We start from the raw sequence: 23,975 nt of genomic DNA, 5'->3' as shown, positions 1-23,975 counted from the left end.
TGATTTTAAAGCTATTTAGAAAAAAACTAACTGCGCACAGAAAAAAGCAATCAATTAATCAACCATAGATTGGGACTTTTGAATCCTAACAATCCTAAATCCAATTCTCATGAAAAATATACTGTTTATTTCTTTAGCAGTTGTAAGTTCTTTTACTGCTCAAGCTCAATTTGGAAAAATTCTCAAGAAAAAAGCAAAAGCAGCGATTGAAAAAGAAATAGATCCTAAATCTAGCACCAAAGAGAACAAACAAAACCAAGAAGCTACTGGACTGGTAAAAAGCAACTCGAATCAACAAGAATACTCTGATGAAGAAGTGAGGCAGGAATTAGCTAAAAAATATCCTAACGATAAAGCCAAACAAGATTTATATTATAAGAAATATCAAGAAAAGAAAAAAGAACAAGCTAGCGCAGTTCAAGAAACAGGCTCTTCTGCAATAGGTGATGAGTTCCTGTATTTATCCTATCCGTTTGCTTATTCTTCAGGGACTAGTGCTTATGGAGTAGATAGAGTTATGTTACGACGTCAAATGACTGATAAAGGTGATAACGTAGATATTTTACCCTATCAAGATCCAGAGTACGCCTGGTTACGATTTTTAACAACTCCCGATTTAGAAACTATGTCACCAGAAGGTACAGTAGGTTATGAGATGGTAAGTGGTATGTTCACTACTAAAGTAGGACCAGACCGCTCTCAGGTTATGGAGTTTGGAACCGGTAGACCTGTTCTAGTAAGAGGTATGCTGATTGATAAGGATTTATTTGTAGTCTATGCTGGGTCTCATGTTGGTGGTCATGCTTTTAACGTACCTTCTTATATGAATCAAGAAGATATTACTGTATTAAATATCGTAGGAGCTGGTGACCCACAATTACATCAAGAATGGCTGGTGAAATCAAAAGATATCGTCAAAGAATTTGAAGCCTCTTTACAAGAAAACTATAAAAAAGCTCAAAAGGCAAAACAGGGTAGTATTAAAATGCCTAGTTCTGGAAGTATGAATTCAAATTCCGATCTACTAAGTTTTGCTACTAAAAAGGTTAAAGAAACCATTCAAAAAGACGGTGCACAATTATTAAAAATCCATATTGAATCTAACGACTGGAATATCGTAAGGAATAAATATACAGGGCACATTATGTATCGTTGGATTAAGGGTGCTTTTACTGAAAAAAATAAAAACAACGACTGCTACTTACAAGGTTTTTTAATCAAGCAACCTTATACAGGTTCTGGATACGGTAGTTCTCAATTTGGTGGTGTTATTCATGGACAAATGCCTTATGGACAAATTATGAATTGTGATAATGCTCAATAAATAGTCATTCAAAACTTAAATTAAAAGCCTGCATCGCAGGCTTTTTTTTATGGTAAGTTAGTTCGCTTTCGCGAAAGCGAAGTAAAACACATAATAATCAAGTTTATGAAGCTGTTGATTACCAATTCTACTAGGGTGATTTGACACTGTCATTACCAGATCAGAATAAAATTTAGTCACTAGTACATAAGGTGTTTACAATTGAGTCGTTCATAATTACAATTCGGTACTATTTTCTTGATCCTGTTTTGCTTGACTTTTACATTTACCATAAAACTACTGCCATGCCACATGATTTTATAGGTTGGTTTCACACAATCGCCGCTACCTTAGCCCTTATTACTGGAACAATTATTTTAATTAAAACAAAGGGAACTGTATTACATAAACAAATTGGTCGCATTTATGGAGTTGCTATGATTTTGGTATGCATTACTTCTTTTATGATTTATCGAGTTCATGGAAGATTTGGGGTGCTACACTTTTTTGCAGTAATAAGCACTATAACATTATTGCTAGGAATGTTACCTCTTTATTTTAAGTCCAAATTTAAACAGCCCATTATCATGCATCTATCATGGATGTATTGGTCGGTTATAGGATTGTATTGTGCCTTTACTGCCGAGGTTCTTACTAGACTACCAATGCTGTTAAGTATCAAATATACTTATGGAATATTTTATGCTTTAGTAGGTATATCGGCAGGAGCTGTAGGCTATGCAGGTAGTATAGTATTCAAAAAGAAATTGAATGAATGGATCGATGCTTTTTCTCAATCAAAATAAAGTCTAGGCAATTTCTTATTAGTATGCTTTGATTTCAAACAAACCATTTATAAATGGCTGTGAATTATGGGTGTAAACAACTTATCCAGAAATAGGATTACTTCCCGATACAAAACTGACTAAAAATATTACCTAATAGTTCATCATTGGTTATCTCACCGGTAATGCTGCCTAAAGCCTCGGCAGTCGCTCGTATATCTATCGCTAGAAACTCACTGCTTACTTCTTGTACCATACCTTGTTGCACTTCAAGTAATGAAGCATAGGCTCGTTGTAAAGCATCATAATGGCGTGCATTACTTACCACGGTGCTGTCTTGTGACAAGGCACCACTATTAAAACTGTCCACCAGTGCTTTCTTAAGATCATCAACACCAGAACCTGATTGAGCACTCAAACTAATTAAATGAACATCGGGTTGTTTTGATTTTATTTGCTTGCTTATTTCAGCGTGCTCTAGACCAGTAATTTGATCTAGTTTATTTAAGATTACGATTAAGGGTTTGTCAGGAAACTTTTCACGCATGATGTGAATACGCATTAAACAATGTAATATGCGTGGTTGCGTATTTAATTGAGTAGCGTCTAGCAAGTACAATACAAGCTTTGATTGCTCTGCTTTTGAATAAGAACGCTCAATTCCTATACTTTCAACTTTGTCCTTAGTTTCTCTAATTCCTGCAGTGTCGATTAGTCTAAATCTGATTCCGTCAATATTGATTTCATCTTCAATAGCATCTCTGGTAGTACCTGCAATATCGCTTACGATGGCTTTTTCCTCATTAAGTAAAGCATTAAGTAGGGTAGACTTACCTACATTAGGTTCACCTACAATTGCAATAGGAATTCCGGTTTTAATTACATTTCCTAAAGCAAACGAATCTATAAGTTTACGTAATTTCAGTTGGCTATCTTGTAAAAGAGATTTTAACTCGTCTCTATTTGCAAAAGCTACGTCTTCTTCACTAAAATCTAATTCTAGTTCAATTAGGCTAGCAAAGTTCAGCAGTTTTTTACGCAAGACTTGTAGTTCATTGGAAAACCCACCTCTCATTTGCTGTATAGCAATTTGATGAGCAGTAGCACTTTCACTAGAGATTAAGTCTGCAACAGCTTCTGCTTGTGAAAGATCCATTTTTCCATTAAGAAAAGCTTGTAGAGTGAACTCTCCAGCCTCGGCAATGCGTGCGCCATTTTTTAAACACACATTGATTATTTCTTGTTGGATATATATAGATCCGTGACATGAGATTTCTACTACGTGTTCACCAGTATAAGATCTTGGTGCTACAAATTTAGATAGTAGTACTTCATCAATCATTCTATCGCCATCGTAAATATGACCTAGAGTGATGGTGTTAGACTTAATTTGATCGTATTGATCAGGATTTATCGTGGATTCCGCTTTCGCGAAAGCGGGCTTAAAAATAGAGCGTATTATTGAATGTGAATCTGGTCCAGAAAGACGTACCACTGCTATGGCACCAGTTCCAGATGGTGTGGCTAAAGCAACTATAGTATCATTTACATGCATGTTGCAAAGATATATAACAAATAGTAGCTGCCCTTTTCAAATACGTGAACGATGCGTTAAAAAGATACAATCCTTAAAAGTCACGTACTATCTTTAGGCCACTAACTTTAAAAAATACTTACGATGAAACACATCTGGATAGGTGTGATTGCCCTATTAACCTTAATTAAAGGGTATTCACAAGAAAAATTAACTTACCAGCAACCACCTGAGGAAATTATGAAATTGGTGGATTATGATCGTCCACCTACTGTACTTATGGATGATGAAGCAAAGTACATGGTGCTTATTAATCGTGATACCTACAAATCCATTGAAGATTTATCTGAAAAGGAAATGCGACTTGCAGGTTTACGTATCAACCCTAAAACCAATATAGGAAGTAGAACTACCTTTTATAATCAAGTTATGGTTCAAAAAGTAGGTGGTAATGAAGCAAAGACTGTTACTGGATTGCCAGCAAAACCGAAACTTGCAAACATCGCCTGGTCGCCTGATCAATCGATGATCGCAATGACAAATACTGTTGAAAATGGGACTGAAGTATGGGTACTTGATATTAAAAAAGCTGCTGCTCGTAAAATAACTGACGCTACAGTAAACGCGAATATGGGTAATCCTATAAGCTGGTTTAAAGATGGAAAATCCTTACTCGTAAAGATGTTAGGTAACAACCGTAAACCTTTAATTGATACCAGTGAAAAAGTTCCTACTGGTCCTACCATATCTACTAGTGATGGTTCCAAAGCTCAAAACCGTACTTATCAAGACCTTCTTAAAAACCCAAACGACGAACACAATTTTGAACAATTGGCTTTGAGTAAAATTGTACAAGTGAATCTTGATGGAACTCAAAAAGATTTTTTACCAGATGCTATGTATCGTGGTATTTCATTCTCACCAGATGGATCACACGTTATGGTAACAAAACTTCAAAAACCATTTAGCTACATTGTTACTTATGGAAGGTTTCCACAAGTAAGTCACATTTACACCAAGAATGGAAACATGGTTGCCAAGGTGAATGACGTTCCTCTAATAGAAGAAATGCCTAAAGGTTTTATGGCTACAAGAACAGGTAAACGTAGTTTGGGCTGGCGTGCAGATCGTCCACATACTCTTCATTACGTGACGGCACTTGATGGTGGTGATCCAGCTGTTGAGGTTAGTCATAGGGATGTCCTTTACTCTTGGGAAGCGCCATTTAAAGAAGGAACAGCTAGCGAGATGATGAGAACCATTAATAGATTTGCAGGTGTTCAATACGGTGATAAGAACACTGCTATAGCCTATGACCGATGGTGGAACACGCGTAATCGTAAGGTGTATAAATTTAATCCGAGTGATAAAAATCAAGATGCTCAGGTATTATTTGACTTAAATTATCAAGACGTTTATGCTGATCCTGGAAGGTTTGTAACTACTCGCAATCAATACAATCGTAGTGTGCTACTTTTAGATAAGAATCAAGCTTACCTTATGGGAGCTGGATACACTCCAGAAGGGCAGTTTCCTTTTATCGATAAGATTAATTTGAACAGTAGTAAAAAACAACGTCTTTACCAGTCAAAGTATACTGATAAAAAAGAAAGTCTTCTTGATGTGGTCGATATGAAAGCCGGTAAGGTGCTAGTACGTATTGAATCTGCGACTGATTTCCCTAATTACTATATGCGAGATATTACAAAAGGAAATGATGTAACACAGCTTACTTACTTTGAAAACCCGTTTGAAGGTCTTCAAAATGTGGAAAAAGAAGTAATTACCTATAAACGCGATGATGGTCTGGAGCTTAGTGCAACCATGTACTTACCACCAGGCTATGATAAATCAAAGAAAGAAAAACTGCCTATGCTAGTTTGGGCTTATCCTAGAGAATACAAGGATAAAGCAAGTGCTAGCCGTAACACTCAAAACCCAAATGAATTTACCTATCCTTATTATGGAAGTTTTGTTTATTGGGTAATGAAAGGATATATCGTTTTGGACGATGCAGCATTTCCTATAGTAGGAGAAGGTGATGAGGAACCTAATGATACCTTTATCAAACAATTAGTAGCAAATGGTAAAGCTGCAATAGATGCTGTTGATAAGTTAGGATATGTCGATCGTAATAGAGTAGGAGTTGGTGGTCATAGTTATGGAGCCTTCATGACTGCAAACTTACTGGCGCATTCTGATTTATTTGCTGCAGGAATAGCACGATCTGGTGCCTATAATAGGACCTTGACACCATTTGGTTTTCAAAGTGAAGAACGCAGTTACTGGGAAGCACCCGAAATTTACAACACGATGTCACCTTTTATGAATGCTGAAAAAGTTGATGAACCAATTCTTTTAATACATGGACAAGCTGATAATAATAGTGGAACTTATCCATTACAAAGTGAGCGTTATTTCAATGCTCTTAAAGGATTAGGAGCTCAAGCTAGGCTTGTCATGTTGCCTAAAGAAAGTCACGGTTATGTTGCCAAGGAATCTATTCTACATGTATTATGGGAACAAGATCAATGGTTAGAAAAGCATGTAAAAAATAAAAATACTGCAGAGTAGTAGCTATTTGAACTACTCACAAATCATAAAGCTGTTTAATAAAACTAGATGTTTATTAAGCAGCTTTTTTAATTAACTCAATACCTTTAAACGTACCTTTGCCATATGTATTCGCGAGAAGAGGCTAAACAAATACGACAACAATTTTGGACCATGTTTGGTAAACGATACGATCGTAAATGGTTGTTGTACAATACAAAGATTAAGGACTTTGCTTTAAAATTTTCATTTGAGCATAAAAAAGCATTAGTTAGTATAGATATTACCCATGACGATGAATTGTTACGAGCATATTATTACGACAAACTCCTCAGTCTTAAAAGCATACTTAAAGATGAGGTAAGTCAAGACCTCATATTTGAGGAAAATTACTACCTAGAATCTGGAAAGGAGATATCAAGAGTTTATATACAATTGGATAAAGTGAAAATACAGAAACAAACAGATTGGCCAGCGGTCTATGAATTCTTCTATGAGAATATGGATAAATTAGAGCGTTTCTTTTTAGACTATAAAGATTTTATTAAAGACTAGCGTGATGATCTAGAGTAAGTTTGACCTGATTTAATCCTTCTTGATAATTCTGATTAAATTGATCAAATAGTTGGTGCACATCTTCTAGGTCTTCGTTGTTTTTAGCCTTATTCTCAATTTCTTGTAGCAAGAATGTTTCTGTTTCCATATCCAATGTACGATAGCTACTTTTAACTTTATGAGCTAGTAGTCCAGCAGCTTCATAATTTTTATTTTCTACGGCTTGCTTTAAATTATCATAATCGGTAGGTACCTCTTGTAAAAACATATCTAATATGGATACGATAATTTCATTATCATCGCCAAAATTTTCTTTTAATCCTTGTAATTCTAGAATTGTGCTTTGCCCCATGCTTTCAAAACTAAACAATTATTCATTTATTCAAAATACTCTTACTGTAAAAATCAAAGGTTTTAACCTAGCCATCCATCACGATCTAGGCTTCTGTACTGTATAGCTTCGGCAATATGCGTACCGTTGATAGATTTACTTCCTTCGAGATCGGCAATAGTTCGAGAAACTTTAAGAATACGGTCATAAGCTCGAGCACTCAAGTTTAAACGTTCCATAGCATTTTTAAGTAGTTCCTTACTTGCCTCATCAAGAACACAATGTTGTCGTATGTCTTTAGTATTCATTTGAGCGTTGTAGTGGGTTTTTTCGCTTTCGCGAAAGCGTTCAGTTTGAATATCTCTTGCGGCTGTAACTCGTTTTCTAATTTCAGCTGACTTTTCTGCTTGCCTTTCTTCAGTAAGTTTTTCAAAAGGAACAGGAGTCACTTCAATATGAATGTCAATACGATCTAGTAGTGGACCAGAAATTTTACTTAAGTAGCGCTGCATCTCTGCCGGGCTTGATTGTACTGGAGCATTTGGATCGTTAAAGTAGCCACCTGGACTAGGATTCATGCTTGCTACAAGCATAAAACTTGATGGATAGGTAACGGTAAACTTTGCTCTTGAAATGGTAACTTCACGATCTTCAAGAGGTTGTCTCATCACCTCTAGAACTTCGCGTTTAAATTCTGGTAACTCATCAAGAAATAGGATTCCGTTGTGACTTAATGATATTTCACCAGGTTGTGGATAGCTACCACCACCTACCAGCGCTACATTTGAAATAGTGTGGTGTGGACTCCTAAACGGTCGTTGTGCCATGAGTCCATTTTGATTACTCGTTCTTCCAGCTACACTGTGAATTTTAGTCGTTTCAAGAGCTTCATGTAAAGTCATAGGTGGCAATATAGATGGTAGCCTTTTGGCGAGCATCGTTTTTCCTGCTCCTGGTGGACCAATGAGAATAATATTATGGCCACCTGCTGCTGCAATTTCCATACAGCGTTTTATGCTTTCTTGACCTTTTACATCGGCAAAATCAAATTCTGGATGTTCAAGAGCTTGGTAAAAGGTTTCACGAGTATCTATAATTGTAGGTTCTAATTCTTTTTCTCCTTTGAAAAATTGAATAACATCCAATATGTTATCAACTCCGTATACATCTAGATTATCTACTATAGCAGCTTCGGCGGCATTTTGTTTGGGTAGAATAAAACCTTTAAATCCTTCCTGTCTTGCTTTTATGGCAATTGGTAAGGCTCCTTTAATGGGTTGTAGTTGACCATCGAGCGATACTTCACCCATAATGATATAATCTCCCAGTTGATCGCTATCTATTTGCTTACTAGAATTGAGAATACCTAGAGCAATGGGTAGGTCATAAGCACTACCTTCTTTACGTAAATCGGCTGGTGAAAGATTGATTATCATCTTCTTACCAGGCATTTTATAACCTACGTTTGATAAAGCAGCTGTGATTCTAAAACTACTTTCACTTATAGCCTTGTCAGGCAAACCTACTAGGTGATATCCTATTCCTGTTGCAGCATTTACTTCAACAGTTATAGTTTGTGCCTCGACTCCAAAGACGGCACTTCCATAAACTTTTGTGAGCATGTGGTTTGATTAGGCTTTAAATATAGTAAGAATTTAAAGACGTTATCGTTATGCTTTTCCTTTTATTCAAATAGCAATTGATCTGAAATTTCAAGAAATAATTAATGCATTCTATCGCCTCTTACTTCTAGGTGAGGAATAAAACTAGCTTCATAATCTAACCAGTACTGCCATCTTTCTTTCACTATTTCTTCCTTAAAATACGTTCTCGCAAGTTTAAGGAAAAGCTTGTAGTGTTGCGCCTCAGCAACCATAAAGGTATAATAGAAATCTTGTAAATCGGCATCGTTTAAATTTTGCCACAATTGTTTAAAACGTTCACAGCTGCGAGCTTCTATCAAGGCGCATATTAATAATTGATCTAAAAACAGTTGATCACGACCTTGTCCTTTGGGCTTGCCTTTCATTAGTTTTTTTACATACTCGTCAGGTCGCTGGATTCCTAATTTTAAACCACGTTCTTTTAATTTACTAAGAACCATCCTAAAATGTCCCCATTCCTCACTTACCACAGGTGATAAGGCTTCAACAATTTCCTCTTTATCACTGTGCATTTGAATGATAGAAATAATCGTGCTGGCAGCCTTTTGCTCACAAAAAGCGTGATCAGTAAGAATATCTTGTAAACTAAATTTAGCCAAGTTGGTCCATCTAGGATCAGTAGGTAACTGTAAACCTAAGGTTGTTTTATCTTTAGAAACATGCATAATACAAAGTTGCTAGTTTTACTCGATTTATTCAAGAAGATCTTACATATTTAGAATATAAGTTCTTCACGGATTGATTGTTGATAGTACGCTTTCGCGAAAGCATAATAACTTACTAAAAAATCATAATTAAATCATAACTATTTGATAACTAATGATCATTGTTTTACCTATTGGTTTTAATTATCTTTAAACCTAAACAAAAACCAATAACATTATGACAACTAAACAAGTGGCTGATCAATTAGTCGAATGGTGCCGAAATGGTGAGGAAACAAAATGCTATGAAAATTTGTATAGTCCTGAAATTACAAGCGTCGAAATGGCAGAACCTATGAAAGAAGTTCATGGTTTTGAAGGATTATCTAAGAAAGGAGAGTGGTGGCGTGAAAATTTTGAAGTCCATGGGAATAAGGTAAGTGATCCTATTGTTGCCGACAATCATTTTGCGGTTACCTTTTGGATGGATACTACACACAAGCCTAGCGGACAAAGATCTCAAATGACGGAGATTGGAGTTTATCAAGTGAAGGATGGAAAAATATGGCGTGAGCAATTTTTTTACAACACCGAAGAGTAATAAAAAAGAGATCTAGAATCCTAGGTCTCTTTCTATTTCTTCCATTTCTATGATGTCCTGCGCTTCTTGAAGGGTAGGGACAACCATAAGTTCTTCAGGAATTTGATCTGTAGAAAGTGCTTTGTTGATAATAACAAAAGACTGTTTTGTAGCACGGTGTTTATTACTTAATTCTAAAAAATGTAGAAGCTGGTTTAATGTAGCTTGATCATATTCGGATAAATCAACTATGACATTTTTATTTGAAAATTGTTGCCAGATTGTAGGTAAAAATTCTGCAAATTCAACAATATCATTATGTTCATCCTTTAAAAGGACAAATTTGTCGTGCGATGAGCTTTTCATTTAATTTCTCTTTATTTTGCTTGCTACTAAGTATAAAACGGCCATTCTTACTGCAACACCATTTTCTACTTGATTTAGAATAATAGCTTGATCACTATCTGCCACTTCACTAGTAATTTCAACACCTCGATTAATCGGTCCAGGGTGCATGATTGTTATTTCTTTGTCTAACGATTGAAGCAATTCCATATTTACACCGTATTGTTGGGTGTATTCTCTCACGCTAGGAAAGTAGGAAATGTCCATGCGCTCATTTTGAACTCTCAACATGTTTGCCACATCACACCATTGAAGTGCTTTACGTAAATCTAGCTCTACCATAACACCTAGTTTTTCTATATGCTTTGGTATAAGCGTTGCAGGGCCACAAACCATGACCTCGGCACCTAATTTTTGTAGGCAAAAAATGTTAGATAAGGCTACACGACTGTGTAAAATATCACCAACAATGACTACTTTCTTACCTGATATATCACCTAATTTCTCTCTAATAGAATAACTGTCTAATAAGGCTTGTGTAGGATGCTCATGCGCACCATCTCCAGCATTTACTATTCTGGCATTTATATGATTTGATAGGAACACACCGGCGCCTGGATTTGGATGACGCATTACTACAACGTCCACCTTCATAGCGAGAATGTTGTTGACGGTGTCTATTAAAGTTTCCCCTTTTTTTACAGAACTTTGGGCAGCACTGAAGTTAATTACGTCGGCGCTTAATCGTTTTTCGGCAAGTTCAAAAGAAAGTTTTGTTCTGGTTGAATTTTCAAAGAAAAGATTGGCAACTGTAATATCTCTAAGTGATGGAACCTTTTTAATAGGTCTATTTATTACTTCTTTAAACTGATCGGCAGTTTGATGAATTAATTGAATATCTTGCGGTGTAAGATATTTGATACCCAAAACGTGATCTACACTTAATTCACTCATTAATTTTCTTTGTTTTTAAGTAAGTAAACGGCGTCTTCACCAGCATTTTCCTTCCAATGTACTTTTACTTTTTGATTGTCAATAGCATCAACTTGTCTGCCTTTATAGTCAGGTTGTATAGGTAGATGCCTAGAGAACCTACGATCTATCAATGTTAACAATTCAATATGTTCGGGTCTTCCAAAGGATTGAAGAGCGGTAAGTGCTGATCGTATGCTGCGTCCTGTATAAAGTACGTCATCAATAAGCACCACCTTTTTATCTTCTATTAGAAAATTTATTTCGGTGGAGTTTGCTTTAAGTGGTTCATTACTTCTTCTAAAATCATCTCTATAGAATGTGATGTCTAATTTACCCGATAATAAATCGGATATTTCATAATGATCTCGAAGTAATTGTGTCAATCGATTTAATAAAAATGTTCCTCGAGGTTGAATGCCAATAAGAACAGTTTGTTTAAAATCTCCGTGATTTTCAATTAATTGACAGGCTAACCTATGTAAGGTGATATTTAATGCCGTCGCGTCTAGAAGTAATTTTTGACTCATTGAGGTTACTTGCTAGTGACAAAGATAAGTATTTTAATAATGTAGAAACGTAAGAATGAAACTTAAAAGCGCTTGTTTAGTAGTAGAACGTATGATGTGTCCACTAGTATAATGTAATTTTTAAATAAATAAAAAACCCTTACTTAATTTAAGTAAGGGTTTTCTAAACTATTTAGAATAGAGAAGGCTTAAGATTTACCTTCCATTCTGTCTTTAAGAGCTTGTAGTTTAGCATTTGCATCACCTAAAGTAGGTTTGTTTTCCTCTTGAGATTTAGCAGCAGCTTGTTTAACTATTTTAGCTTCTTCTTCTTTATGGATTACCATGTGAGATCCAACTACACGCTTGAATTCTTTGTTGAATTCTATGATTTGGATATCAGCAGTTTCACCTTTCTTAAGACGACTTCCATCTTCTTTTTCTAGGTGACGAGAAGGAATAAATACGCTGATGTCATCATTTACATTTACAACAGCTCCTTTATCTAATACTTCGTCAATAGTTAATTCATGAGTAGTTCCTACTGCAAATTCAGTAGCATATTTATCCCATGGATTATCTTTAGTTTGCTTGTGTCCTAATGAAAGTTTACGTCCATCAACATCAAGTTCTAATACTACAACATCTAGTTTATCACCAACTGAACAGAATTCACTTGGGTGTTTGATTTTCTTAGTCCAAGAAAGGTCAGAGATGTAAATTAATCCATCAACACCTTCTTCAAGTTCTACAAATACACCAAAGTTTGTAAAGTTTCTTACAGTTCCAGTGTGACGTGAACCTACTGGGTATTTAGAAGTAATATCAGTCCATGGATCTTGAGAAAGTTGCTTCATTCCTAGAGACATCTTACGATCTTCTCTATCAATTGTAAGAACTTCTGCTTCGATTTCATCACCTACTTTAACAAAGTCGTTAGCACTTCTTAAGTGAGTAGACCATGACATTTCAGATACGTGTACAAGACCTTCAACACCTTCTTCAATCTCTACAAAAGCACCGTAATCAGCGATTACTACAACTTTACCTTTTACTTTATCACCTGGCTTGATTTTCTCAGAAAGAGCATCCCATGGATGAGCTTCAAGTTGCTTAAGACCTAATTGGATTCTTGACTTATCTTCATCAAAGTCTAAGATTACAACATTTAAAGTTTGATCTAATTCAACAACCTCTTGTGGGTGATTAATTCTTGACCAAGAAAGGTCAGTGATGTGAATTAATCCATCAACACCACCTAGGTCAACAAATACACCATAAGAAGTAATGTTTTTCACAACACCTTCTAATACTTGACCTTTTTCTAGGCGAGAAATAATTTCTTTCTTCTGCTCTTCGATATCAGCTTCGATAAGAGCTTTGTGAGAAACTACTACGTTTTTGAATTCATGGTTGATTTTAACCACTTTGAATTCCATAGTTTTATCTACATACTGGTCATAATCACGGATAGGTTTAACATCGATTTGAGATCCAGGAAGGAAAGCTTCAATACCGAATACGTCTACAATCATACCACCTTTAGTACGACACTTAACATAACCATTTACGATTTCACCAGTATCATGAGCTGCATTTACACGTTCCCATGCCTTGATTAATCTTGCTTTACGGTGAGATAATACTAACTGTCCAGTAGCATCTTCTCTTACGTCTACAAGTACTTCTACTTTATCACCTTCTTTTAGGTGTGGATTATAACGGAATTCGTTTAAAGAGATAGCACCTTCAGACTTTGCATTGATATCGATGATAGCGTCACGATCAGTAATTTTGATTACAGTTCCTTCGATAACATCATTATCAATAGTATCCACAAAGTTTTCAGCTACAAGCTTTTCGAACTTTTTAAGTTGCTCTTCATCAACTTTTTCAATTCCTTCACTGTAACGTTCCCAGTCAAAGTTATCTAGGAAATCTTGTGGGTTTTCTTGTTGTGGAGAAGTAGTTACTTTTTCCACACGTTCTTGAACCTGTGTATCCGTTACACCGTCTTTTGCAGCTTCAAGCTCTTGTTTTGTTGTTTCTTCAGCCATATTTGCTGATTAAAAATTTGTATTCTAGACTTGCTGGAAACATTATAGAAACAATTTCTAGAAGGGTTGTTTTTAAATTATTGATTTCCAAGCGGTTTCCATAATCTCGCTTTGGGAGTGCAAAAATACTTCTTTTTTATTAATATACCTACTATTCAAGGAAATACAAAAATAAAATTAGTAGTTATATTTAACTAATGCTATATTTGACTGCTAAACCAATTGAAAATGAAATTTATTGTATGCCTTGTGGCACTACTACTAGGGATGAATTCGGTAGTATCACAAGAAGAATGCAAAATTGATCGTCCCGTCGAATTGTTTACTAGTAAACAATTTCTTGATTTCTTAGATATTAAGAATTACCATGTGTCAGAAATTCAGGCGCACATGTTTTGTTTGACTCAAACTGAAACCACTTTTAATTTTAATAATTATCATCTAGAAGCAAATTCAGATAATTTTTATAAAACTGATGTTTTTATTATACAGCCACAGCGTTATTTAAACTACATAACTACTGATGATAATAATTTTTCTAAATACGTTGAAAAATTTAGTCTTTTTGGAGGTGATAGATTAAAAAAGGTGGTCGATAGTACAGTAAGTTTTCCTAATACCAAAGAAAAAATTGTCGCCTTGCCATATTACTATACTTACAAATGTGATTTAGGGACCGCCGTTCTTAAATTTGGTAAAGTGTATGATAAAGGGAAAGTTGTACGCTACCTTATTAATATAACCGCAATTGAGCCAGAGAAGTTTTAAGTCCTTCTACAAGTTGTAAGTTACTTCAAATTACCAGTATCTTTGCCCGTGTAAAAAAAGAAGTATGTTCAATAAAAATATAAAGCTTGTTCTAGCTGCTGCTGTTGTAGCTTGGGCGGTTTATCTCTTTACAAGAAATGAAATTCTTTCTGGTATTAGTCTTCTATTACTTGCCGGAATGTTTGTTTTACTTTATTTCAAAAATGAAATAATTGTACTTGCTTTTCTTAGATTAAGAAAACAAGACTTTGAAGGGGCGCAAAAATGGTTGGATAAAATTAAAAGCCCAGAAGCAGCACTAGTCACTAAACAACAAGGTTATTATAACTATTTGAATGGATTAATGATTTCTCAAACCAATATGACCAAGGCAGAGAAGTATTTCAAAAAAGCCATTAAACTAGGGTTGAGCATGGATCAAGATCTTGCCATGGCAAAACTTAACCTTGCTGGTATAGCAATGAGTAAGAGACGTAAAAGAGAAGCTCAAATGCTGTTGACTGAAGCTAAAAAATTAGACAAACATAATATGTTGACTGATCAGATAAGAATGATGAAGCAACAAATGAAACGTATCTAACTTGATACTTAAACTAAAAAAAGCCTGCTATTTATAGCAGGCTTTTTTATGAAATACTTTTATGCATTATTATCGAACGATAATTTTCTTAGTTAAAGATTTATCGTTTTGCTTAATCTGTATTAAATACAGTCCTGGATTTTCAATTGTGAAATTGTTTTCTTTTCCATTTAAAACGATGCGACCAGTCATATCAAAAACAACATAGTTCATATCTGATTTAAAGTTATCAATAGTAAATGTACCATTTGTTGAAGGATTAGGATATAGTATTACATCACCTATTTCTGAAGCAATTATTGACAACGTTACTGCATCATGCATTCCTAGATCATTAGTATCATCCGTAGGAAAAACATCCCAATCACGATTTTTATTAAAAGGAATCAAAGGTGCTTGAACATTAGATTTACGAACCAGAGTTTCATCTTTGGCAAAATCATTACTTCCAGATCCAAATGTTCCTACAATATCAATAAGATTGCCATTTAAAAACAGTCCTACAGGATCGTTACCATTAAAGTCTAGAGCACTACCGCTACTAACCAGTTGATCTGCAGCATTGACAATCGTACTGGAAGCATTACCACGAGCAATTACCCAAACATCTTGATCAGCAACAGTTCCTGATAGTGTTACCGTACCAGACCAGTTACCACCGCCATTCGCATCACGAGCAAGTGTATACCCGTTTAAATCAACAGGAGCACCAGTCCAATTAGATAATTCAATTGCTTTATTGTTCCCAGATCCTTCAATGTATTCACTGATAAATAATGTATTAAATACCACTCCTGTTGAAGTACATACTGTCGTTCTATTACGATCATCGGGTAAATTATCTCCATCAGTATCAATATTAGCAAAATTATCTGGATCATCACTTAATTTGGATAATCCTCCATTTGTCCCAGTCGAATTGAAATCTGCAGTGGTTGTAAGATAATTTTCAAGTTCGCAATTTGGAGAAGAATTGATTAGATTGTTCGTTAGAACTAACACAAGTTTTCCAAACGGGTTAGTAATCGATTGCCCAGGATTTAAACTAGATACTGGCGTAACTGTGTTTTCAAAAGTCCCAACAATAGGGGTAGAGCTTAGGTTATATAAAATCGATTGGCCTATATTGTTATAAGTGTAGTCATATTCTATGCGATCACCAGCATCGATTGTAGCGTTGTTATTCGTGTCTAAATAAGTATCTTCAAGAGTAACAAATAACCTTCCAGATGGAGCGTTGCTTGATGTCCAAATATCTGTTACCCACGATGGATTGTCGATATAGGGATTTCGATTATTTTGATGTAAATAAACATCGTTATTACGATCTATTTCCTTTTGACTTACTGGATCGGCATTATGCCAGTCTAAAAGTAAATCTACAAACCACTGTTCAAAATATTGATTTTGAGAACCATCTCTAGGGTCATTTGTAGCATTTGGACTATCCCAACTCGTATCGTTGTATTGAGCTTCATAACGAGTGGCAAAATAAAATAAAGAGCGAGCAATATCACCCTTAAATTCATCAATCGGTTCAAACACTGTTCCAGTGAATCCTGATGTAGCACTAGGGCCTTTACGAGAACCATTTCTGTAGGTAGTAACGCCGCCACTAGAGCTGTCAACCTCTCCAAAGGGTAAGCTGCCACGACCTCCATTTACAAAACCGTCAGTCGGTATTACATGGTGAGCATCACTGCGCATGGGCTCTCTTTGGTTGAAAAATCCTTGAGGAAACAGGTGCTCGCGATTGTAACAGTCTCCTTCCTGACTGTAATTACCACATCGCTCATTTGTATTTCCATTAAAATTGTATGGATCTGCACCGGTAGGGTTTTCAGAATACATATCTAATATGGTACCGGTTTGCGTCCCGTTATCGTAGTATTCATCATTGTCAGATGTAAGATATAAAGTATGTAATGCGCCATATCCTTGGTTATTATAACCATTGGAAATAATGTTGCTCAATTCGGTTTTTAACGCATATCCTGTGAGCCCATTGGCACTGTTGTAGTAGTTTGCTGGTGGTTGCGCTTTCGCGAAAGCGAAACATCCAATAACTATATAGAATAAAATTGTTCTCATATTATTTTTTACTAAGTCTTGCCATGTAAAATCCGTCAAAACCATCAAGGTGTGCGAATAGGCTTTTTTCTTCTTCAAGTTCAAATTCTTTACCAATTTCTGATTCTAGAAATGTTTTTACTTGATCCTGATTTTCTGAAGGTAAAATGGAGCAAGTTGCGTAAACTAGCTTTCCACCTGATTTAAGCACTTTAGAGTAAGATTGTAAAATTTCTTGTTGAGTATTTTGAATCGTTTCTAAAAATTGAGGTTCAAGTTTCCATTTTGCATCTGGATTACGACGTAAAACACCTAATCCACTACATGGAGCATCAATAAGTATACGATCCATTTTTCCGTGAAGTTTTTTTATCACTTTAGTCGTATCGATTAATCGGGTCTCTATGTTATGTGCTCCAGCTCTACGTGCTCTGCGTTTCAATTCTTTTAACTTACTAGAATAAATATCAGTCGCAATTATTTGACCTTTATTTTGTGTAAGCGCAGCAAGATGTAATGTTTTTCCACCAGCACCAGCGCAAGCATCTAGAATTCTCATGCCTGGTTCTACCTGTAAAAATGGTGCTATTTTTTGACTACCTGCATCTTGGACCTCAAATAGGCCATCTTGAAATTCTGGAAGACTAAAAACATTAGCTCTTTCCCTTAAAACTAAAGCATTAGGGAATTCAGGTGAAATATCAGTAGCGATGTCGTGAGCAACTAATTTTTCTTTTAAGGTGTTGATATCAGTCTTTAACTCATTGACTCTTAATACTACGTTTGCTTGTTCATTAAGCGCGTGCAGTTCTTTTTCCCAAAAGGACTCTTCTAATTGATTAAGAGCAAGCTCATCCATCCAGTTGGGAATAGATTCACGCATCACTCTTTTTTTTCTTAATTCATCAAAACGACCTTTTATTCTTCTTACGGGTGTATTATAGTATTCTTCCCAAGCAGGTAAATCATGTCCCTTTAAAATAATCCAAACACTTGTAAGTCTCCATAAATCTTGAGGCTTAAAAGGTTCTTGAACGTCTGCTATAGCACTATATAATCGTTTGTATCGTACTATGTCATATGTAGTTTCTGCTATGAATGCACGATCCCTGGAACCCCATCGAGTATCTTTCTTTAAAATCTTTTGTATGGCTTGATCTGCATACTTGCCATCATTAAAAATATTATGTAACGCTTGAGTAGTTGCAACTACTAGGTTGTGGTGAAATCTCATTTTGCAAAATTACTATTATCCTTATTCAAATTAGCTTGTCTTAACTTATTTTTACTCACACAACCTATTATATCAATAAAATGAAATATTTTTCAACCATCATCGCCTTAATTTTTATTGTGTCGCTGTTAGGCTGCAAACAGAATATGAAAGATGAGAACTCTATTACAAGCGAGAATTCAATTGAAGCTGTCACAACCATCGAAATTAATAACTTGGTAACAGATTCTATAAGCATAAGGGCACTAGAATACGGTGATGGTAAGTACTGGTATGGTGGAAGTAAAGGTAACTACGGTTCCATAGATCCTAAAGACTTAAGCATCGATAAAGGTATAATCAAGGTCAATGATTCGTTAGATGTTCAATTTAGATCTATAGCTGTTACTAATCAATATACCTACATTTTAAGTGCTGGTAGTCCAGCGTTGTTATATAGAATAACACATGCAAATGATAATATTGAACTTCTTCTATCACAATCTGGTGACGATGTTTTTTATGATAGTATGAAGTTTTGGGATGATGAAGAAGGTATAATAATGGGTGATCCTCAAGGTGAGGATGAGTTTGATCGTTGTATAGCTATTCTTAAAACGGAAAATGGTGGTAAAGAGTTCGGACAGTTGGATTGCTTTAAATTACCAGATTATATAGATGGCGAGGCAGGTTTTGCAGCGAGTAATTCAAATATGAAAATTTTAAATGACCATGTTTGGATTGCTACTGGTGGCAAAGCAGCAAGAGTGTTGTATAGTTATGACAGAGGAGTTAATTGGGAAGAATATCAAACACCAATTATTGCCGGAAGTCAGATGACCGGAATATTTGCAATGGATTTTTATGATGAAAAAACCGGTGTGATTATAGGTGGAGATTGGGAAAACCCTGAAGATAACAAATACAATAAGGCTATAACTAAAAACGGTGGTCGCAGCTGGAAACTTCTTTCCTCTGGTGATGGACCAGGATATTGTAGTGACATACAGTTTGTTCCAAATACGCAAGGAAATGAACTACTAGCCACGGGCTCACAAGGTATTTGGTGGAGTGGAGATCAAGGAACTACTTGGAGAAAACTTACTAATGATGGTTATTACACGGCAAGTATGATTAATCAAAATGAGGGAATGCTAGCTGGTAATGGGAAAATATCTAGTTTTAAGCTTGAAAGAGAATAGATGGATTAATCTTCCATCTCTTGTTCATACTTTGGAAGGTCTTTGATAAGCTCTTCCAATTTTACTTCTTTATCAATAATTCCTACTGCTGTAAATTCTTCTAATATGGTATCTACGGTAGTATCCCATAGTTGATCGTCACTATATTCGGTACGTAGCATCCACTGTTGAACATCTCCTACTTGTAAATCGTAATGAGCAGCAATAGTACGATCTATACTTGGAATCAATTTAAAGTCGGCAGTGTATGTGTTTATCACGTAAAGCATTTTGCTTAACGCTTCCTCTTTTTCTTTGATACTTTCTTCTCTTGCTGCAATAACAAAACTAGGCCATGGAGTTGCTATGGTTTCCAACCTTTTAAAAACGCCTCTATCTACTAATGGTTGGGTCATATATCGCTCCCATAAAAATAATTGAGCTTTATTGTTAGATAGTGCTTCAACAGCGCCGTCCAAGGTATTAACAAGTTCAAAGTCTAACTCAGTAGTATCCCATCCGTGTTTTTTGGCCATGAGATAGCTCATAAGGTGTGAGCCACTGCCGTAACGACTTATCGCTATTTTACCATCTTCCAACTGTCTAGTGTTATTCGCTTCTATGGTACCAGGAGCATGAACACCCCATAATAATGGAGTTTGGACATAAACTTGAAGAATTTTTGAAGGGTTTCCAGCGATTATGTCCTTTACAATACCATCGGTGAGTATACATGCCACGTCTAGTTCATTGTCTCGCAACATTTTACTCATTCTTCCCGTTCCTTCAGGAATATCTTGCCATTGTAAATCCAAGCCTACTTTTTCAAAGGCTTTGTCTTCTATTGCTAAGTGCCAAGGTAAATTAAAATGTTCTGGTACTCCGCCTATTCGTATAGTAGTCTTCTTCATAGAAGAAACAAATATACTTTAGAAAAATTAGGAATGAAGTTTTTTTAAGTATTCTCTTATTTCTGTTTGAGAATTTACAACAACTTGTTTTTCAGACTTTCTGAAATTGTTAGATTCACTTTGATCGTGAATTCTAGCCTTATCTGTGTCATTTAATTGAAGGGTTAAAATTGTGTTTAATTCTTCATAAATTCTCTCGTCATAAATAGGAACAAGAACTTCTATTCTACGATCTAAATTACGCGTCATCCAATCGGCGCTACCAATAAATAGTTTGGGATTTCCAGCATTATTAAATTTATAAATACGACCGTGTTCCAAATAGGTATCAACAATGGAATAACAAGTAATATTTCCACTTAAGTTTTTGAGACCTGGGATTAAACAACTAAAACCTCTAACTAATAAAGTAATAGTAACTCCTGCTTGACTTGCTTTATACAGTAATTCTATGATTCTAGGATCTTCTAATTGATTCATCTTTGCCCAAATAGCAGCTGGTTTACCTAATTGCGCTTCATCAATTTCAGCTCTTATGAGATCTTCAAATGTTTGTCTAGTATTGTAAGGGCTTACTAATAGGTGTTTAGGTTTGGGAATAATTAAATCACCTTCCAATACTTTAAATACCTGATATAAATCTTTTGTTATAGGTTTATGAGAAGTAAAAAGTCCGTGGTCGCAGTAAACCTTAGCTGTTTTAGAATTAAAATTACCGGTTCCTATGTAAGCATATCTCTTCTTTTCACCATCAATGCGTTTTTGAATAAGTAAAGCTTTACTGTGAACTTTAATATTAGGAAAACTCCATATGACACGAGCTCCTTTTTCTTCTAATATTTGGCCCCATTTAATATTGTTTTTTTCATCAAACCTAGCTTTTGCTTCAACAAAAACTACGACCTCTATTTCGTTCTCAACAGCTTTTAAAAGAGCTTGCACTAATTTTGAATCGTCGGCAACTCGATAAAGAGATATTTTAATAAACTCTGTTGTGTTATCATTTGCAGCTTGCTTGACTAGATTAGAGACATAGTCAAAGCTCATGAATGGAGTGTGAATGAGTTGGTCCTGTTTATCGATTAAAGCAAAATAGTCCTCGTTGCTTTCAAATTCTTTGTGTTCTATTTCCTTTTTAGGTTCGAGATAAAGATCTGGATTATCGAATGGTTTTGGGAAACCAAAGAAGTCATCAAAGTTATGATAAGTACCACCTTTAACTAGATCAATTTTACTCAATTCAAGACTTTTGCGCACATTCTTAATTACTTTGTCAGGAATGCTATCATCATAAAGTAGGCGAGTAGGCTCTCCAATATTACGTTGTTCTAGACTCTTGTAGATTTTTTCTGCTAGAGTTCCTTCGGCAAAATCTTCTACATAAAGCTCGGCATCACGACTTAGTTTAATACTGTAATAACCAGTTATTTCGTTTGAAAAAAAACGATCTAATTGAAGTTTAATAATATCGTCTATAAACGCAATGTGTGCGTGATGATTATCTTTAACTAGGGTTATAAATCGACCAGAATCTTTAGGTATTTTTACAAGGCCATACTTATCTTTATCATTAAATGTAACTAATAAGTATAATCTTTGATTTTCTAGAAAAATGTTACTTTGTGTTCCTGCGTTGATGTAACTGATATCTAGATTATCCTCGTAATGTTCTTTAAACCACTTGTCTGCCAGTAACTTGTGATCGTTTTTTAAACTAATTTCATCGTGTAGAAAAATACCATAATCCTCTAATTCTGGCTTAATACTTTCGTGGAATATAGTCCCTAAAAAATGCTGTTGCTCTTGGACTTTGGCCAATATTTCTTTTACCAGTTTGGTTGGTTTGGTCTCTAATTTTTTTCGGTACTTTTTTCTTACCTTTTTAAGTTGTCGTAATTGTGAAATACGTACTCTAAAGAACTCATCCAGATTTGATGAGAAAATGGCCATGAATTTAATACGCTCATAGACAGGTAAGTGATCATTGGCTGCTTCTTGGAGCACTCTGTGATTAAAACTTAACCAATTAAGATCTCTATGTCGGTAAGGAAAATCGTATTTCATACAGCTCGTAAATTTAAAAACGAGCTGTGTTTAATTCTGTTATTGTTAGGTTAACTTAACTTAAACAATTAAGTGTAAAGCTAATAAGTTTTTCAACGGTCGCAGCTGGTTGTTCAGAAAAAGAACCTGTAGCTCGATTAGCAAGTATAGCATTTAATGAAACTGCTCTATGACCTAGTAGATTTGCCATGGCATATATTCCAGCGGTCTCCATTTCTAGATTTGTAATGCGCTGGTTGTCATGGTTAAATCCTGCTAATTGATCGTTGAGTTCCTCAAAAGCTGGTTTCAATCGTATAGTTCTACTTTGTGGACCATAAAATCCTACATTGGTTACCGTATTACCATTGATCATTTCTACAGTTTGAAATTTTCTCGCTAGATCTGGATTACAATGTATTACATAAGGATTGCTGTGATTGTCGTTGCGCGGTATTTGTTGAGAAATCGCTTTCGCGAAAGCGGAATCACCACCATCATTTTGATACCAATGGTACAGACTGTCAAAACCTATTCCTCGTTGAGAAAGTACAAATGAGTCAACAGGAATATCAGGTTGTATGGCACCTGAAGTTCCCACACGAATAATGTCCAAGGAAGTAAGTTTCTCTTTTATTTTACGCGTTTTAAAATCAACATTTACTAAGGCATCCAATTCATTAAAAACGATGTCTATGTTATCCGTTCCAATTCCTGTACTTATAACGCTTATGCGTTTGTTGCGGTATAAACCTGTATGAGTATGAAATTCTCTTTTTGCTACTCTAGTGTCTATTACATCAAAATGTTTGGAAACTTCACTTACACGTTCTGGATCACCAACAGTAATTATGGTAGAAGCTAGTTGTTCTGGCAATAAATTGAGGTGGTAAATACTACCATCATCATTTAGAATAAGTTCTGAGGATTCTAACATGGGATTAAGGCATTTTCTTAGCGATAAATGAAATTTCTACGTTTACGTATTTAGGAAGGTTAGCTACTTCTACTGTTTCTCTGGCAGGAGCTGTTTTATCATCAAAATACGATCCGTACACTTCGTTTACAGTAGCAAAATTTTTCATATCACTCAAAAAAATAGTTGCTTTAATAACATCTTCAAAATTCATATCTGCCTGCTCTAATAAGCTTTCTAGATGTTTCATTACAAGATGTGTTTCTTCTTTTAGATCATCTATTTTAAGTTCGCCGCTTTCTGGATCCATCGCAATTTGACCACTCGTATATAAAGTGTTTTCAAAAGCGTTTACGTAGTGTACAGCTTGATTATATGGACCAATTGGAGCAGGAGCATTTTTAGTATAAATAATTCTTTTCATAGCAGGTTATTAGAATTGACGTAAAGATACTATCAAC

At 35.3% G+C, this 23,975-nt stretch carries 22 protein-coding genes; 8 read left to right on the top strand and 14 right to left on the bottom strand.

From position 1 onward, the window contains the following. The first annotated feature begins 109 nt into the window (after positions 1–109). Entirely contained in the window at positions 110–1,324 is a 1,215-nt protein-coding gene (locus tag AAT17_RS02215; protein ID WP_060522766.1) for a hypothetical protein, read from the top strand. Positions 1,325–1,608: 284 nt separating this feature from the next. Continuing rightward, on the top strand, positions 1,609–2,109 hold the full coding sequence (locus AAT17_RS02210; RefSeq protein WP_060522765.1) for a DUF2306 domain-containing protein: 501 nt from the start codon (positions 1,609–1,611) through the stop codon (positions 2,107–2,109). A gap of 97 nt (positions 2,110–2,206) precedes the next feature. Here AAT17_RS02210 and mnmE read toward each other — a convergent pair whose 3' ends face one another. Next, positions 2,207–3,643, bottom strand: a complete 1,437-nt coding sequence (mnmE, locus tag AAT17_RS02205; RefSeq protein ID WP_060522764.1) for a tRNA uridine-5-carboxymethylaminomethyl(34) synthesis GTPase MnmE — start codon at positions 3,641–3,643, stop codon at positions 2,207–2,209. A 123-nt stretch (positions 3,644–3,766) separates the two neighbouring features. Between mnmE and AAT17_RS02200 the strand changes: the two genes are divergently transcribed. Beyond that, on the top strand, positions 3,767–6,196 hold the full coding sequence (locus tag AAT17_RS02200) for a prolyl oligopeptidase family serine peptidase (protein ID WP_060522763.1): 2,430 nt from the start codon (positions 3,767–3,769) through the stop codon (positions 6,194–6,196). A 105-nt stretch (positions 6,197–6,301) separates the two neighbouring features. Beyond that, a complete protein-coding gene (locus AAT17_RS02195) occupies positions 6,302–6,730 on the top strand; it encodes a DUF4268 domain-containing protein (RefSeq protein ID WP_060522762.1) in 429 nt (142 codons plus the stop codon). Here the strand turns inward: AAT17_RS02195 and AAT17_RS02190 are convergent. The 3 genes from AAT17_RS02190 to AAT17_RS02180 all read right to left on the bottom strand — a co-directional run bounded on the left by AAT17_RS02190 (position 6,720) and on the right by AAT17_RS02180 (position 9,390). Then, entirely contained in the window at positions 6,720–7,082 is a 363-nt protein-coding gene (locus tag AAT17_RS02190) for an Hpt domain-containing protein (RefSeq protein WP_042278527.1), read from the bottom strand. The two genes, AAT17_RS02195 and AAT17_RS02190, sit on opposite strands and share 11 nt — an antisense overlap. Before the next feature lie 62 nt (positions 7,083–7,144). Then, positions 7,145–8,683: a YifB family Mg chelatase-like AAA ATPase gene (locus tag AAT17_RS02185; protein ID WP_060522761.1), complete on the bottom strand. Its 1,539-nt coding sequence runs from the start codon at positions 8,681–8,683 to the stop codon at positions 7,145–7,147. 101 nt (positions 8,684–8,784) lie between these two features. Further along, positions 8,785–9,390, bottom strand: a complete 606-nt coding sequence (locus tag AAT17_RS02180; RefSeq protein WP_060522760.1) for a tRNA-(ms[2]io[6]A)-hydroxylase — start codon at positions 9,388–9,390, stop codon at positions 8,785–8,787. A gap of 217 nt (positions 9,391–9,607) precedes the next feature. Between AAT17_RS02180 and AAT17_RS02175 the strand changes: the two genes are divergently transcribed. Continuing rightward, on the top strand, positions 9,608–9,970 hold the full coding sequence (locus AAT17_RS02175) for a nuclear transport factor 2 family protein (protein ID WP_042278530.1): 363 nt from the start codon (positions 9,608–9,610) through the stop codon (positions 9,968–9,970). Positions 9,971–9,982: 12 nt separating this feature from the next. Here AAT17_RS02175 and AAT17_RS02170 read toward each other — a convergent pair whose 3' ends face one another. The 4 genes from AAT17_RS02170 to rpsA all read right to left on the bottom strand — a co-directional run bounded on the left by AAT17_RS02170 (position 9,983) and on the right by rpsA (position 13,832). Further along, a complete protein-coding gene (locus tag AAT17_RS02170) occupies positions 9,983–10,315 on the bottom strand; it encodes a hypothetical protein (RefSeq protein ID WP_060522759.1) in 333 nt (110 codons plus the stop codon). Continuing rightward, positions 10,316–11,248: an aspartate carbamoyltransferase catalytic subunit gene (locus AAT17_RS02165; RefSeq protein WP_060522758.1), complete on the bottom strand. Its 933-nt coding sequence runs from the start codon at positions 11,246–11,248 to the stop codon at positions 10,316–10,318. Next, a complete protein-coding gene (pyrR, locus tag AAT17_RS02160; RefSeq protein ID WP_060522757.1) occupies positions 11,248–11,796 on the bottom strand; it encodes a bifunctional pyr operon transcriptional regulator/uracil phosphoribosyltransferase PyrR in 549 nt (182 codons plus the stop codon). The genes AAT17_RS02165 and pyrR overlap by 1 nt, the downstream gene beginning before the upstream one ends. A gap of 188 nt (positions 11,797–11,984) precedes the next feature. After that, a complete protein-coding gene (rpsA, locus tag AAT17_RS02155) occupies positions 11,985–13,832 on the bottom strand; it encodes a 30S ribosomal protein S1 (RefSeq protein ID WP_042278534.1) in 1,848 nt (615 codons plus the stop codon). A gap of 228 nt (positions 13,833–14,060) precedes the next feature. On the opposite strand from rpsA, the gene AAT17_RS02150 reads away from it, so the two are divergent. Both AAT17_RS02150 and AAT17_RS02145 read left to right on the top strand, forming a co-directional pair. Next, positions 14,061–14,600, top strand: a complete 540-nt coding sequence (locus tag AAT17_RS02150) for a hypothetical protein (RefSeq protein WP_042278535.1) — start codon at positions 14,061–14,063, stop codon at positions 14,598–14,600. A gap of 64 nt (positions 14,601–14,664) precedes the next feature. Beyond that, positions 14,665–15,180 (top strand): hypothetical protein, encoded by a 516-nt coding sequence (locus AAT17_RS02145; RefSeq protein ID WP_060522756.1) that lies wholly within the window; start codon positions 14,665–14,667, stop codon positions 15,178–15,180. 69 nt (positions 15,181–15,249) lie between these two features. Here the strand turns inward: AAT17_RS02145 and AAT17_RS13520 are convergent, their stop codons facing one another. Beyond that, a complete protein-coding gene (locus AAT17_RS13520) occupies positions 15,250–17,271 on the bottom strand; it encodes an endonuclease (protein ID WP_060522755.1) in 2,022 nt (673 codons plus the stop codon). Position 17,272: 1 nt separating this feature from the next. Then, the gene (locus tag AAT17_RS02135; RefSeq protein ID WP_060522754.1) at positions 17,273–18,484 is read right to left on the bottom strand and encodes an RsmB/NOP family class I SAM-dependent RNA methyltransferase; all 1,212 of its coding nucleotides are present in this window, start codon (positions 18,482–18,484) and stop codon (positions 17,273–17,275) included. Between the two features lie 80 nt (positions 18,485–18,564). On the opposite strand from AAT17_RS02135, the gene AAT17_RS02130 reads away from it, so the two are divergent. Further along, the gene (locus AAT17_RS02130) at positions 18,565–19,665 is read left to right on the top strand and encodes a hypothetical protein (RefSeq protein WP_060522753.1); all 1,101 of its coding nucleotides are present in this window, start codon (positions 18,565–18,567) and stop codon (positions 19,663–19,665) included. Positions 19,666–19,670: 5 nt separating this feature from the next. Here AAT17_RS02130 and AAT17_RS02125 read toward each other — a convergent pair whose 3' ends face one another. Genes AAT17_RS02125 through AAT17_RS02110 form a run of 4 tightly spaced genes read right to left on the bottom strand, consistent with a single transcriptional unit; the run spans position 19,671 to position 23,938 of the window. Continuing rightward, the gene (locus tag AAT17_RS02125; RefSeq protein WP_060522752.1) at positions 19,671–20,555 is read right to left on the bottom strand and encodes a substrate-binding domain-containing protein; all 885 of its coding nucleotides are present in this window, start codon (positions 20,553–20,555) and stop codon (positions 19,671–19,673) included. Positions 20,556–20,582: 27 nt separating this feature from the next. Continuing rightward, positions 20,583–22,619 carry a polyphosphate kinase 1 gene (ppk1, locus tag AAT17_RS02120; protein ID WP_060522751.1) on the bottom strand — a complete coding sequence of 679 codons (2,037 nt, stop codon included), beginning with the start codon at positions 22,617–22,619 and terminating at the stop codon, positions 20,583–20,585. Between the two features lie 55 nt (positions 22,620–22,674). After that, on the bottom strand, positions 22,675–23,535 hold the full coding sequence (locus tag AAT17_RS02115) for a nucleoside phosphorylase (protein WP_042278540.1): 861 nt from the start codon (positions 23,533–23,535) through the stop codon (positions 22,675–22,677). A 4-nt stretch (positions 23,536–23,539) separates the two neighbouring features. Beyond that, positions 23,540–23,938: a Rid family detoxifying hydrolase gene (locus tag AAT17_RS02110; protein WP_042278541.1), complete on the bottom strand. Its 399-nt coding sequence runs from the start codon at positions 23,936–23,938 to the stop codon at positions 23,540–23,542. Positions 23,939–23,975: the final 37 nt, after the last annotated feature.

The sequence above is a fragment of the Nonlabens sp. MIC269 genome, from assembly GCF_001430865.1.
In the GTDB taxonomy this organism is placed as follows: Bacteria; Bacteroidota; Bacteroidia; order Flavobacteriales; family Flavobacteriaceae; genus Nonlabens; species Nonlabens tegetincola.
Note: the sequence above shows the minus strand (reverse complement) of the source record. Positions and strands in the feature narration are given on the sequence as shown.